This is a genomic window from Vibrio sp. QJM3NY_39 (genome assembly GCF_057785895.1).
Window position 1 is genome coordinate 3,266,846 of the sequence record NZ_CM173505.1, and the last position, 14,663, is coordinate 3,281,508.

Consider the following 14,663-nt stretch of genomic DNA (forward strand, 5'->3'; position numbering starts at 1 on the left):
ATTAATTCCAACCCCACAGTATTGGCGTTTTAAATTTAGGCTTACATACATCGTAAGTTTCATGCATGGCTGAAAACAGGTGCTGGTTGTCGATACTTTTCTTATCTTCACTGAACGAGAGCAAAAGAGCCTTATGGCATAGTTGATTTATCAATCTTGGAATACCTAACGATGAGCGACAAATCGCCTTTTTTTGATTCAAACTGAACAATTCAGGATTACCACCAGATTTAGCAATCCGATTATCAATATACGCCACCGTTTCATCGAGAGTCAGCGGCCTCAGTGTTGAACTAAACGTAATTCTTTGACGAAACTGCCTAAGGTGATAAGCCTCTAATCGAGCATCCAACTCAGGCTGCCCTAATAAAACAATTTGCAGCAGTTTTTTATCTTCAGTTTCAAGGTTACCGAACAACCTTAATGTTTCGAGAGCTTCATCCGATAGAGCTTGAGCCTCATCAAGAATCGCTACCACTCTTAAACCTGAGTTGTGTAACTCAATGAGCTTATGCTGAATGTTATCAACTAAGGTTGCTTCATTATCGATAGTCAAACCCAGCTCTTTAGCAACAGCTTGGCGTAAATCAGCACCAGAGAGCACAGGATTTGGCAGGTAAATAAGAGCAGTACAATCATTTAGGTGATTGACCAACATCCGACAAACCATGGTTTTTCCAGTACCAACCTCTCCGGTGACCTTAATCACGCCCTCGCCCATTTCTAACGCCGAGATCACCGTTTGAATCGCTTCGAAATGAGGCGCTAAACCATAAAATAAATCGGTATTCGGCGTTAAAGTAAATGGCAGTTGTTCAAAACCAAAGTGAGCTTGATACATAAGTGACCTAGCTTAGTTAGATGCTGCCAATCTACATTGAGAAAATAAGCGATTACTCTTCATCAGGGAACCACTGCTGCAGCAGATCTCTAGAGCGTTCTAACTCAGTTTGCCAAGTATTCACGCCAACAATCGTTGGTTTTAGTAAGATCACTAACTCAGTTTTTTGCGTCAACTGACTGGTATTACGGAACAAATGACCGAGTGCTGGGATATCGCCAAGGAATGGTACTTTCGACGTGATATCACTGGTGTTTGATTTCATTAATCCACCAATCACCACAACATCACCATCTTGCGCACGAATCACTGAGTCAGATTCACGAATAGAGCTTTTTGCCAATGGAAGTGAAACAATACCTGTAGTTGACCCAAGGTTAAGCTCTTTCACCTCTTCTGCAACCTCAATAACGGCAGGATGAACATGCAAAAACACACTGCCTTTATCATCGATCTGAGGGGTCACATCCAGAGAAATACCAGAGAAGAATGGGGTTAACTCAACCTCAGGGGCCACATTCGCGTTATCACCACTACCAACTGCACTTGATAAGTCAGTTACGTAGTATTCGTCGGTACCCACTTTTATCACTGCTTTTTGGTTATTCGCAGCAGTAACCCTTGGGCTAGATAGGACGTTCAAGTCACCCTGTGTACCCATGAAACTCAATACCGCCTCAAAGCTACCACCAGAGACAACAAGGTTAGATTGACCACCTAAAGCAGCGCCGATTGGGTCCATGCCTGGCAATGTACTTGGGATAATCGCACCAGCGGCATCTTTAACAATAGAGCCCATACCTATCGTATAGTTAGTACCATTCGACGAGAACATCTTGGTCCAGTTGATGCCTTGTTGATAGCCATCACTTAAGGTCACTTCCATGATTTTGGCTTCCAAGATAACTTGGCGCTGCAAACGCTTCTGAGAAATACCTAAGAACTCTCGAACCTCACGAATTTCGTCAGGGTAAGCACGAACCGTAATCACACTGGCTTGCGGCGTTACCACTACACTTTGCCCATCACCAGAACCAATGAGGTGAGCAACAGCCGCTTCAAGCTGTGGCCAGAAATCACTTTCAGAGGTCGTTTCAATCTCAGTACCACCGTTCGAGGTCGAATTCGATGAGTTAGAAGAGTTGGATGAATTTGACGAGTTTGAGTTCGAGCTTGAAGAGCTCGATGAATTCGAATCAGAAGTTGTGATAGTTCCGGTGGTGATGGTCGTCAATGAGCGACCTGAACGCTTCACTTGTAAGTAATCAACTGGGATCGTCACTGTGCGTAGACCAGCAGGGTAAATCTGAATAACTTTGCCGCGTTTTTCTATATCGTAGCCATACATATCCTGAGCAACAGCCAACACTTCGTCTAACGTCACATCTGTCAGGTTTAAAGTCAGCTTCCCGGCAACGCTTGGGTGAATAGCCGCGCTGTATTCAGTGCCTTTTACCAAGCTAGCAAAAAAGGTTCTCGCTTCAACACCTTTAGCTTGAATACGAAAACGCTTAACGGTTTCCATACCCGGAGACATGGCATCCGAATTAAGCTGAGGCATCAGGTCATCTTGTACCGACGAAGGAAGATCACGAAGCGCTTTGCTATTCGCTTCATTAATTGATTCGTTTAAAGACTCTTTAATCTCAACGGGATCTCTATGTCCCATCGAACAGCCGACTAAAGATGACACTAGGATTGCTACTACAAGTTTACGCATGTCTTCACTCTAACCTTAATTATTCTTAACATCTAAAGAGAACATCTCTAATTTCCACTGCTTAGAGCTTCTCTGCAGAGTGACGTATTCTGGATCTATGTTTTTAACTCGGTACCCTCTGATCGTTTCTCCTTGACCGAGAATCTGACCATTCATAATGGCATAGCAAGGTGTATCGCCTTTGCACACAATGCTTTCTAGAGAAGGTAAGCGATAACGAGTTGGCGCCTTTTTAGCTGACGTTGTTTTTTGTTGTGGCGTCAACCAGCCTAATGGCGCCGTAGGATCCTGTTCGGCCCAAGCCATTTGGCTACTAAAAAGTAATGACAACAAAAGAGTTCTAACCACCGATAAACTCCTGTCTAGTACCTAGTGTGTAAACCTCAAACACCAGTCGAGCTTTAGGGTATTCTTCGACCGAGTACTGAAATGTGCGCCAGTAATAACTGACAGGAAGAGACTCAAGCGCTTGAAGATAAGCGGAAATATCAAAGTAACTGCCCGTTAATTCCATTCTTACAGGGTGAAGAAAATAGCCGGAATATTCACTGGTCTCTTGATTATTCGAAATTGCTTCTGGTTTTAACGACTCTAGCGATTCGAGCTTAAGTCCATTTCCGGCATTAAGAACACTCTCCAATAGTAGAGACATTTGAGAAGGCGTGATCAGTCCATCGACAATCTGGGAAAGCTGAAGTGACAGATCTTGGCTCTCCACCAGCAGTTTTTTGTACTCTCGATTAATGTCTTTGTCTGGATCTTTGTTTAACTTAGCTTGAAGAACGAGCAACTCACCTTGCTGTCTCTGGTTTGCCTGAGTCAGATTCATCGTCTTAGCATTTTTAGCCTGTAAATCGAGATACGCTGGCTCAACCAACAAGGTGAACAACAACATAGATAGGCCAACAAAACCACACACGAAAAGTAGCCATTTTTCTCTCTGACTTAATGCAAGAAACTTATCGCTGAGCTGGTTCCACTGCTGCATTATTTACTCTCCCTGCGAGTACTTAGCTCAAACGTCACCACATCCTGATCATTGCGCCCAATTTTTAGTTTTTCAAAAGCACGTCCAACTAAATTAAGCTCACTTTTAAACTGACCAATCCAGTTAGGAACCACATTTGCGTTACGAGCAAAGCCACTAAGATCTAAAGTATCGTGAGTCATGTAGATGTGCGAAAGAGAGATGTCATTTCGGCCTAATTTAGCTAAGGAATTCATGACGCCAGAATACCCGACTTGTTGTGATTCGTCGTATTGTCCTACCGCCTTCAAAGCCTCTTTTTTAGCCTGAGTCTCACGTTTGAGACGCGCAACTGCCGCCACTTTCTCTGGAGACGGTTTATGCTGAGTTAACTTACTATTCAATTGGTTAACTTGCTTGTTAAGCTGGTTCGAGTCATATTGCAAAGCTGTTAGGGTTTTATCTAGATTAGAAGCTTGATACTGCATTACAAAGTAACCACCAAGTAGCAGCACACAAACGAGCCCCCAGCTCGCAACAACATTCGTCAGCGTAAAATATTCTTTCTTAGGCTTGAGATGTTCAGGGTAAAGATTGACATTAAAAGCCTCTTTTTCAGCCGCAAGTTTAACCAACAAACTCTCTGAATTATCACGCTCACCTTCAACGAGCAGAGAAACGGTCGAACTCAATGTATTATTTAACGCGCCTTGTAACTCAGACTCATCTTCCTCATCACAGCAGATTTTCAACTGATGAAGTTGAGTACCTTTAATTTGAGAAGAAAGGTAATCAATCGAGCGTTGGAGTTCTAGAGCAAGGCCATCTAACTGCAGAGCGCTTGATGCAACACCCGTTAAAGGTGGAACCACACTGCGAATCGTTCTTTGGAAACAAACCGTATGCTCAACAAAAGCACCTAATTTAAAGTGTGCGTTCTGACTACGTTGAAGAAGAATAAAGTTAGACAGTTCACCCGCACTGTAGCCCCAGATTTCATCTTCAGGAGCAACACCTATTAATTCAACCTGAACCGAATTAGCAATATTCAAAAGCTTATCTAACAGCTTTTTAGGCAGAACATACACTTGCAGCTTATTCGACGTCGGCAACGCGACCGCACTTGCAATAATTTCGGTCACTCTTTCAGATACAAGATCTTTGAGTAAAAAAGGCAGGGCAACCGACCATTCACTCTCTGGAATATCCGGTTTATCAATTTGGTAGGTTTGGTAGTAGTTAGCACAGACAATCAGCTGGAGGCTATTACTAGTAAACGCCTCACTGCTAAGCGATTTTTTTAGCGCACTCTCCCAGTCCCCATTAACCACGGGAATGCTAGTTACTTGAGGTTCCTGTTCTGTCGATGAAATATAAATGGCATCGTTGCCTAACATGACAACTTGAGAGCTGCCTTTATTATTAGTTGGCTTTATCTTGTCTAAAATCGCTTTAAAATTCATTGTTAACTACTACTCTTACGCCATCGATTTCTTCGTCCAACTTTCACAACAGATTCCGCTTTCGCGACCTTTTCAGCTTGATTAGGCAAAGGGATAATTTGTTGTTCTTCGTCGATATATCTCCCTTGATAGCCGTTAATGCCTAACTCTATCAAGGTGTTCTTTTCTTGTTTTGTCTCGACTCCAACAGCAATAACTTGAGTTGGAGAGTCACCGCATGCCCCAATTAAGCTTCGGACAAACAGTTGATTCTCATGCCTTTGATCGATTTTCTTTATTAAGCTTCGATGAAGCTTAATGTAATTGACCTTCAAGTCCTTTATATAGTGAGTGCTAACAATGGTTCGTCCAGCTTGGCCAACCACCACTTTACACCCTAAACCTCGCAGCATCTTTGCCACCGGTCTCATATAATCAAGGTGGGCAATCAAGTGCCCTTCAGGAAACTCAAACGCAAGCTGAGAGCGATGCTGAGCAGAGAGCTGTAATAGCTCACTTCTAAACCACTTAAAATGCTGTTTATTCGCAAATGGAGTCACATTCAGATTCACCGAATAGTTGAGAGGCTGAGTTGACTCTTTCAGCGATTTCAACAAAACCTTTAGAACCGATTGGTCCATTTGAGCTTGATAACCCACTTGCTCTACCGCAGGCATAAATCGAGACGATTTCAATAAACCTTTATCAGGATCCTGAATTCTAGTGAATATTTCTCTATGTAATTCATTGACTTGACCAGATTCCGGCATAAGATAACATCGCTGAGCAAAGATTACTAAATTTTCAGGAAGCAGCGCTTTATCCAATAATGTTCTCCAACGAACACTGCCTCTATCCAACTCATTTGTATTCTGCTTAGGGTAACGGCTCCAGTTATTAATACGCTCCAGCTGGGCACTCTTTAATGCCGTTTCCGTTTCATCCATGATCTGACTGTGACGCTCACCTTCGGTATACATGGTTACGCCAATATGGCACCAATTATCAGAATCTAAAGGTTCCGGCGGGGTTATCTTGTCTAACTGCCTTAAACACTGAGCCGCCAAGGTAGCAATATCTTTAGCCCCTTGATGCGGAATAAATACGGCAAAATCAGCATCGTAATAACGAGAAAAAATAACATCAGGATAGCGTTGAACAATATTCGACAATACTTCGCCAACTTCGATAATAAAGCCGTCAGTGATTTGCTTGTCATTAGCATCACGGACTTGCTCCCATTCGTCGATACGTATCAATAACACACCACCTCGAGCACCGCTTTCATGCAAAGCCGATTCAAGCTTGTTATCGAATAAGACTCGGTTTGCCGTGCCTGTGAGTTTGTCTAGGAAGGTATGGGTACGGATAAAGGTATCGAAGCGGCTTCTTTCTTGACGAGCATCTTGCAGCTCTTCGATCAAGACATCCAAGGCTTCACTTGCCGTGTATGGCCATTCAAGTTCATCTCCCTTTGCATGAGCCTCAACTTGCCCTGCGAGGATCATTCTTCCTCGCTCTTCCAAGATCTCAGAACCCATCAACTGTTCCTTCAACCAACGAACACCACGAGCCAGACAGAAAAGGATCAATGCAACCGCCAAAGTAATTGACCACATTGCTTCCATTGAGTAGCTATAACCAATATAAGGAGGCAATGCTTTAAACTCGATTCGATAACCTTCATTGCGCTCTAGAATGAAGCTTCTTTCATAAAGACGATTGGGATCAATTTGTGGGGAGGTATCTTTGAAGCGATAAACGATGCCAGTCTGGTTCGAGAGTTTCATCTCAACAATATTGCTCGCCTGCAACATCTTCGGCATCCAACGCTGCATCGAATACGCGGCGTCAGGATCTTCCATCTCTTTATCTACAACGTCGACAATACCAACCAAATAATGATCTAAATATTCTTGTCCGATACGCTTAAAGGAAAGTGTGCCACCAATAAAAAGAATGAACATCGCACTGATCACGATCACAGTGACAAATGCGACCAATCGAGTGCTCAATTTTAGTGTCGGGGTATATCTCATGAATAACGAAATCCTTTTCAACTCACATTATACCGTATTGCTACTTATACTATAAATTGACGTTGTAAATAAAGCGTTAAGAATTCTAGGTAACAAAAAGCCGCGATAAACGCGGCTTTTTCCAATTTAATACTGTCTTTATAATATATTAAAAACAGGGCTTAAAATGGGATGTCATCATCAAAATCCATTGGCGGCTCATTATATTGAGGTTGAGCCTGCTGAGGAGCTTGTTGAGGTGCTTTCGGCTGCTGTTGAGCTGGAGCACTGTATTGTTGCTGTGCTTGTTGCTGCTGTTGTGGCTGTTGTGGCTGACCCCAACTACCTTGCTGTTGGTTGTTACCCATACCACCTTGAGCAGGAGCACCACCTTGAGCACGGCCGCCAAGCATTTGCATTACACCATTGAAGCCTTGAACAACCACTTCAGTTGTGTAGCGATCTTGACCGCTTTGATCTTGCCATTTACGTGTCTGAAGTTGACCTTCAATGTAAACTTGAGAACCTTTACGTAGGTATTCACCAGCAACTTCCGCCAGCTTGCCAAACAGAGCAACACGGTGCCATTCTGTTTTTTCACGCTGTTCGCCAGTTGCTTTGTCACGCCATGACTCTGACGTTGCAATGGTAATGTTCGCTACTGCACCGCCATTGGGCATGTAACGAATTTCAGGGTCATTACCTAGGTTACCCACTAATATAACTTTGTTAACTCCACGGCTAGCCATGATTTGCTCCGTCTAAATTCATAGTCTCAGAAAATTTTAGCGCACAAGAATAGCATGCTTTTCTACAGTGATAAATCGCATTCCTATTCTCGCTCTAATACAAAGAATAAAAACGTAACAAATCATGATATTCAGAGCGATGTTGCTTTTTTCTCCACTTACAAACCACTCATTTACTTTGGGAATTGATATTCAACGCAAGTCACCATTAAGGCACTAGAGAAGCCGAAGCATGCATGACAACGTTAAATCTAACCCAAATTGAACAAGGAGTTTCAATGAGAAAATCTCGATACGCTCGCACTTTACACTTTCTGTGCATCGACCCAAGCGACACCTATCTACATGTAAAAGAGATAGAAAAGCACTTATTTATTCCACTCTACAAGATGACAGCGGACGACTTGATGCTTTTCGATAGAAAACAGAGCAACCGTATCTTGCTCATCGATTACAAAGAGGTACCAAAGTTAGTCATGGTGTTCCCTAATTTACCCGTCATGTGGAAAAATCATGAGATCATATTGTTCAACGTCCCCCAGCAACTTACTACCTCAGAGCTACTTACCTATGGTGTCTTAAAAGGGTTGTTTTATGATTCTGAACAAAAAGTTAAAATAGCAAAAGGGCTTAAAGAGGTCATTAATGGTGACAACTGGTTACCCAGAAAGGTAACGAACCAACTTCTTTTTTATTACCGCAATATGGTCAACACCAACACGACACCCACCAATGTCGATTTAACCATTAGGGAGATCCAGGTGATTCGCTGCCTTCAATCTGGCTCATCAAACACTCAAATAGCCGATGATTTGTTTATTAGCGAATTCACCGTCAAGTCTCACCTTTATCAGATATTCCGTAAGTTAGCGGTTAAAAATAGAGTCCAAGCCATCGCCTGGGCTAATCAGAACTTACTTGCATAATTGATCAGCCTCTTAAACTGATGATAATTTTGAGGGAAACTCTAGTAAACCATACGTATTGTTGCTGAATTTTCGACATAACTTATGCTAGAGTTGCCCTCAGAAATATCAGCCATTCAGGTTGAATCAATAATTATTATAGATAAAGGGTCTTATCATGATCAAAAAGTGCCTTTTCCCGGCAGCTGGCTACGGTACACGCTTCTTACCTGCTACTAAGTCAATGCCTAAAGAAATGATGCCTGTTGTAAACAAGCCTCTAATTGAATACGGCGTTGAAGAAGCGATCGAAGCCGGTATGGACGGCATGTGCATTGTGACTGGTCGTGGTAAGCATTCTCTGATGGATCACTTCGATAAAAACTACGAACTCGAACATCAGATCAGCGGTACAAATAAAGAAGACCTGCTGATCAATATCCGTGAGACGATTGAAGCAGCAAACTTCACTTACATTCGTCAACGTGAAATGAAAGGCCTTGGCCACGCTATCTTAACGGGTCGCGAACTTGTGGGTGATGAACCATTCGCAGTTGTACTTGCCGATGACCTTTGTGTAAATGAGCAGCAGGGCGTTCTGGCTCAAATGGTTGCGCTATACAAACAGTTCCGTTGTTCGATTGTTGCAGTACAAGAAGTACCAGAAGACGAGACGCACAAATATGGTGTTATCTCTGGTGAAATGATTAAAGATGATCTTTTCCGTGTTGACGACATGGTTGAGAAGCCAGAGCCAGGCACTGCACCAAGTAATCTCGCGATCATTGGCCGTTACATTCTGACTCCAGACATCTTTGAACTTATCGAGCAAACAGAGCCAGGTAAAGGCGGCGAGATCCAGATTACTGATGCATTGTTAAAACAAGCAAAATCAGGCTGTGTATTAGCGTACAAATTTAAAGGCCAACGTTTTGACTGCGGCAGTGTAGAAGGTTATATCGAGGCAACAAACTACTGCTTTGAAAACCTATACAAAAAAGACCAGCAACAAATCGAGCTAGGTAAGCACTCAACAACAAAAGCTTAATCACTGGTTTTGGCTTATTAACTAATTATAATTAACGGTTAGTTAGCTGCGTAATAAATTATTTAAAGGGTGACTCAAAAGAGTCACCCTTTTTTGTTTACTGTTTTTTTATCCAGTAAAACTTTGCACAAATCTCACTCTATGTAATACTTTATCCACTTAAAATTACATGGTCTGTTGAGATGGATAAAATAGAAATCAGAGGCGCTCGTACGCATAACCTCAAAGACATTAACCTAACCATACCTCGTGACAAACTCACTGTTATCACGGGATTATCCGGGTCAGGAAAATCGTCACTTGCGTTTGATACTCTCTACGCAGAAGGGCAGCGTCGCTATGTCGAGTCTTTGTCTGCTTATGCTCGCCAATTTCTATCTCTTATGGAAAAGCCTGATGTCGACCACATCGAAGGTTTATCTCCCGCTATCTCAATAGAACAGAAGTCGACCTCTCACAACCCTCGTTCAACCGTGGGGACCATTACGGAAGTCTATGACTACTTAAGGTTGCTCTATGCGCGAGTAGGTGAACCACGCTGTCCAGATCACAATACCCCTCTGGCTGCGCAAACCATCAGCCAAATGGTCGATAAAGTGTTGGAACTCCCTGAAGGTTCAAAGATGATGCTAATGGCGCCTATCGTCAAAGAACGTAAAGGTGAGCATGTCAAAACACTTGAAAATTTAGCCGCTCAAGGTTTTATCCGCGCTCGAATTGACGGAGAAACTTGTGACCTATCCGATCCACCAACACTTGAGTTACATAAGAAGCACACCATCGAGGTGGTCGTTGATCGATTTAAGGTTCGCCCTGATCTTCAACAACGCCTGGCTGAATCGTTTGAAACCACATTAGAGCTCTCTGGCGGCATTGCTGTTGTCGGTTGGATGGATGATAAAGAACAAGAAGAGATCGTGTTCTCAGCTAACTTTGCATGTCCAAAGTGTGGCTACAGCATGCAAGAACTTGAGCCGCGCCTATTCTCATTTAACAACCCTGCTGGTGCATGTGGTACTTGTGATGGACTTGGTGTTCAACAATATTTTGATCCAAGTCGAGTGATTTTAGATGAAAACCTAAGCATTGCAGAAGGTGCGATAAAAGGCTGGGATCAGAAGAACTATTACTATCTTCAGATGCTAACATCGCTATCAGACCATTATGGCTTTGATCTGTATGTACCATTCAACTCTCTGCCTAAAAAGACTCAAGAGATCATTCTTAAAGGCTCAGGGCGTACTGAAGTGGAATTCAAGTACATCAATGACCGAGGTGATATTCGAGTCAAACGTCACCCATTTGAAGGTATTTTAAATACGCTGGAACGCCGTTACCGCGATACTGAATCTAGCGCGGTGCGTGAAGATCTTGCCAAGTACATATCAACAAAGTCGTGTTCTAGCTGTGATGGCACGCGTTTAAGATTAGAAGCTCGAAATGTCTTCATTGGCGATACCACACTGCCAGAAATCGTTGAGCTCAGCATTGCTGATGCACTCGAGTTTTTCCAAAACTTATCGCTTAGCGGTCAGCGTGGTCAGATCGCTGATAAAGTAATGAAAGAGATCAATGACCGTCTGCATTTCTTGGTGAACGTTGGTTTGAATTACCTTAATTTATCACGCAGTGCTGAAACACTGTCTGGTGGTGAAGCGCAACGGATTCGTCTCGCAAGTCAAATTGGTGCTGGTTTAGTGGGTGTTATGTATGTACTCGATGAACCATCAATTGGCCTCCACCAGCGTGATAATGAACGTCTACTGCAAACTTTGGTTCACCTCAGAGACTTAGGAAATACCGTGCTTGTTGTTGAACATGATGAAGACGCAATCCGTTGTGCTGACCATGTTATCGATATCGGCCCAGGTGCGGGTGTGCATGGTGGACACGTGGTCGCAGAAGGCACCATGCAAGACATCATCGAAACCCCGAATTCTTTAACCGGGCAATACCTGAGCGGCGCCAAAGAAATTGCGATACCAAAACAAAGAACGCCTATCGACAAGAAAAAGGTCGTCGAGATCGTTGGCGCAACGGGGAACAACCTAAAGAATGTCACTGCGACGATCCCTGTAGGCTTGTTCAGCTGTATTACGGGGGTATCGGGGTCAGGTAAATCTACACTAATCAATGACACCTTCTTTAAAGTTGCCCACACTCAATTAAACGGTGCTACAACCGCAGTTCCGGCGCAGCACAAAAAGATAAAAGGCTTAGAGCATTTCGACAAAGTGATCGATATTGATCAAAGCCCTATCGGTCGCACCCCTAGATCAAACCCTGCAACCTACACTGGTATTTTCACGCCAATTCGTGAGTTATTTGCCGGTACCCAAGAATCACGATCTCGTGGCTACAAGCCAGGTCGATTCAGTTTTAACGTTCGTGGTGGTCGCTGTGAAGCGTGTCAGGGAGACGGTGTCATCAAAGTAGAGATGCACTTCTTGCCAGATGTGTATGTGCCGTGTGATGTGTGTAAAGGTAAGCGTTATAACCGTGAAACTTTAGAAGTTCGCTACAAAGGCAAAACCATTGACGAAGTTCTAGAGATGACAGTGGAAGATGCTCGAGAATACTTCAACCCTGTTCCTGTTATCGCTCGTAAGCTGCAAACATTGATGGATGTTGGCCTTTCTTACATTCGCCTCGGACAAGCAGCGACAACCTTATCTGGTGGTGAAGCGCAGCGTGTTAAATTAGCGCGTGAATTGTCTAAACGAGACACGGGAAAAACCTTATACATTCTTGATGAACCAACAACAGGTCTTCATTTCCACGATATCCAGCAGCTATTGACGGTATTACATAGGCTGCGTGATCACGGTAATACGGTTGTCGTGATTGAGCACAACCTCGATGTCGTCAAAACAGCAGACTGGATCTTAGACCTTGGTCCTGAAGGTGGCCAAGGGGGCGGTGAGATTGTTGCAGAAGGTACACCTGAAGATGTGGCGTTAGTCGAAGGTTCACACACTGCTCGCTTCCTTAAGCCTATGTTAAATTTGAAGTAGGTGTAAAATAGCGCCCTGCGAGCAGACAGAAAAATGTTAAAGTAACAGAGCTTGTTTCAAAAGGAACAAGCTCTGTTTTTATAAGGTTAGGGATTTATGGCAACAATACACACTAGCGGTACCCAACTAGAAAATCAGGTAACTCAGCTACCACTCAATAAAGCATTTCTGGCTTCTTTAGCTGTTGTATTCTTGTTAGCCATGCATTTTTTCATGCCGAATCCTGGAGGCTCAGGCCTTGCGTTATCGTTTAACCCAACCACTTGGTTAGCTCTTAGCTTTACGTTAGCAATTGGCTTCTACCAACTCGCGACTAACCGAGTACTCAAATATTCCAAGTTAACCGTTGGTTTGCTGATCAGTTGCGTGATACTTACGCTACCCACGCTCTACAGTAACGCCTTTCCTCAAGCCGCATCTGGTCGACTACTGGGATTGTGGGCGGGCTTCGCTTTATTCGTCGTACTTCAGCAATTTAAGTTCAGCAATAAACACAAGCAACGCATGTTGTGGTTCATTGTGCTTGCTGTGGTTATACAAGCACTCTTTGGTTACGTGCAATATTTCTTACTGGAACCCGGCAATCTATTTGGTTACAACACTGCGGCTAATCGACCTTATGGGATATTCCAACAACCGAATGTTATGGCTAGCTTTTTAGCTACTGGTTTTGTGCTTTCAGCGTATCTTTTAGCGAGACAGCCCGCTAAATATAATCACAAAATTAGCGAGTCGTTCTTACTATACCTAACCCCGACCTTAACCGTACCTTTGCTGATCATCATCGCATCACGTACCGGATGGTTGGCTGCCGTCATTGGGTTTGTCTGCATTCTGCCTTATCTATACAAATTCACGACCAAGAAACGCTTCTACGGATGGTGCGCATCAGTGCTAGTCGGTATCGTGGTCGCTTTTTCGGTAATCAGTCTCAGTACAACGGATAGCCTCGCCAGTAAAAGGGCTAACTTAGAAAGCCCGCGAGCTTATACCTTTCCACAAGCACTCGATATGATGATCGAAAAGCCATTTACAGGGTATGGCTACGGGAAATTCGAATCCGAGTACACGCTATACACAGCTCGCCAGCATCAACTCAACCCAAATTATCATCCCGGCCTTCCTTCAATGGATCACCCACACAATGAGTTCTTGTTTTGGGGGGTTGAGGGCGGAATAGTACCAATCATCGGGATCTTGCTTGCTGCGTTCTTAGTCATGTCACGTATAGCAAGCTCAGCGAAGGGAACACGTCTAGCACTGCTCGCACTATTTATACCGATACTCTTACATTCTCAGCTCGAGTACCCTTTTTACCACTCAGCGATTCACTGGATAACACTCATCATCTTGATTTACTGGGTCGATCAACGAGCTTCTCGTCACTATCAACAGCCGTTTAGTATCGTCAGTAAAACCCTGTTTAGAGTGTCTAGCTTGGTGGTTCCGATCTTGGTGAGTTTCTATATGTTGAGCGCGCTGCATACCAATTATGTCCTAACTCAATTTGAACTTTCTAAACCCAGAAACCCGGATATTCTTAAGCAGGTAACGAACCCTGTAGTCTGGAAAGATCGCTATGATTGGGACGTATACAGCACCTATCTAAATATCGGCCTCTACAAAGCTGATCCTAGCTTGATCCAACCTTATATAGATTGGTCGTTAGAGATCATAAAACGTAAGCCAAGGCCTGCTTTCTACAGTAACCTGATTCTTGCGTATCAAGGATTGGGCGATCACAGTAAAGCAGAACAAATTCGTAGTGAAGCGAGCTTCTTGTTCCCAAATAGAGACTTTTCCAAGGTTCAATATAAGAAAATATCGGAAGCTGAAAATAATATTTCTTCTGCTAAATGACGCCAAGGAATCTAGAGTTAATTCACCATATTGACGTTTAGTCTAGACACAAAAAAGCGCACGATCTCTCGTGCGCTTTTCTTTTGAACTTGAGTTTAT

At 43.4% G+C, this 14,663-nt stretch carries 11 protein-coding genes; 4 read left to right on the top strand and 7 right to left on the bottom strand.

Translation table 11 applies throughout. The annotated features are described in order from the left end of the window. Position 1 precedes the first annotated feature (1 nt). From AC3CHU_RS14460 to AC3CHU_RS14490, 7 genes are all read right to left on the bottom strand, one after another. A complete protein-coding gene (locus tag AC3CHU_RS14460; RefSeq protein ID WP_017078839.1) occupies positions 2–841 on the bottom strand; it encodes an ExeA family protein in 840 nt (279 codons plus the stop codon). Between the two features lie 52 nt (positions 842–893). Next, positions 894–2,561, bottom strand: coding sequence for a pilus (MSHA type) biogenesis protein MshL (gene mshL / locus AC3CHU_RS14465; protein WP_065207161.1), 1,668 nt, complete (start codon positions 2,559–2,561; stop codon positions 894–896). Between the two features lie 15 nt (positions 2,562–2,576). Continuing rightward, a complete protein-coding gene (locus AC3CHU_RS14470) occupies positions 2,577–2,909 on the bottom strand; it encodes a hypothetical protein (protein ID WP_004735948.1) in 333 nt (110 codons plus the stop codon). Further along, on the bottom strand, positions 2,902–3,549 hold the full coding sequence (locus AC3CHU_RS14475; protein WP_488524801.1) for an MSHA biogenesis protein MshJ: 648 nt from the start codon (positions 3,547–3,549) through the stop codon (positions 2,902–2,904). Before AC3CHU_RS14475 ends, AC3CHU_RS14470 begins: the two co-directional genes overlap by 8 nt. Then, positions 3,549–4,991, bottom strand: a complete 1,443-nt coding sequence (locus AC3CHU_RS14480; protein WP_488524802.1) for an MSHA biogenesis protein MshI — start codon at positions 4,989–4,991, stop codon at positions 3,549–3,551. Before AC3CHU_RS14480 ends, AC3CHU_RS14475 begins: the two co-directional genes overlap by 1 nt. A gap of 2 nt (positions 4,992–4,993) precedes the next feature. Beyond that, positions 4,994–7,009 (bottom strand): RNase E specificity factor CsrD, encoded by a 2,016-nt coding sequence (gene csrD / locus AC3CHU_RS14485; RefSeq protein ID WP_488524803.1) that lies wholly within the window; start codon positions 7,007–7,009, stop codon positions 4,994–4,996. 161 nt (positions 7,010–7,170) lie between these two features. Beyond that, positions 7,171–7,737, bottom strand: coding sequence for a single-stranded DNA-binding protein (locus AC3CHU_RS14490; protein ID WP_017078845.1), 567 nt, complete (start codon positions 7,735–7,737; stop codon positions 7,171–7,173). Positions 7,738–8,015: 278 nt separating this feature from the next. Here AC3CHU_RS14490 and AC3CHU_RS14495 point away from each other — a divergent pair, with 278 nt between their 5' ends. From AC3CHU_RS14495 to AC3CHU_RS14510, 4 genes are all read left to right on the top strand, one after another. Beyond that, positions 8,016–8,663 (top strand): LuxR C-terminal-related transcriptional regulator, encoded by a 648-nt coding sequence (locus AC3CHU_RS14495; RefSeq protein ID WP_017073009.1) that lies wholly within the window; start codon positions 8,016–8,018, stop codon positions 8,661–8,663. Between the two features lie 157 nt (positions 8,664–8,820). Next, positions 8,821–9,690, top strand: coding sequence for a UTP--glucose-1-phosphate uridylyltransferase GalU (gene galU / locus AC3CHU_RS14500; protein ID WP_488524804.1), 870 nt, complete (start codon positions 8,821–8,823; stop codon positions 9,688–9,690). A 182-nt stretch (positions 9,691–9,872) separates the two neighbouring features. Next, positions 9,873–12,704, top strand: coding sequence for an excinuclease ABC subunit UvrA (gene uvrA / locus AC3CHU_RS14505; RefSeq protein ID WP_488524805.1), 2,832 nt, complete (start codon positions 9,873–9,875; stop codon positions 12,702–12,704). A gap of 96 nt (positions 12,705–12,800) precedes the next feature. Beyond that, positions 12,801–14,564: a PglL family O-oligosaccharyltransferase gene (locus tag AC3CHU_RS14510; RefSeq protein WP_171314852.1), complete on the top strand. Its 1,764-nt coding sequence runs from the start codon at positions 12,801–12,803 to the stop codon at positions 14,562–14,564. The last annotated feature ends 99 nt before the right edge of the window (positions 14,565–14,663 follow it).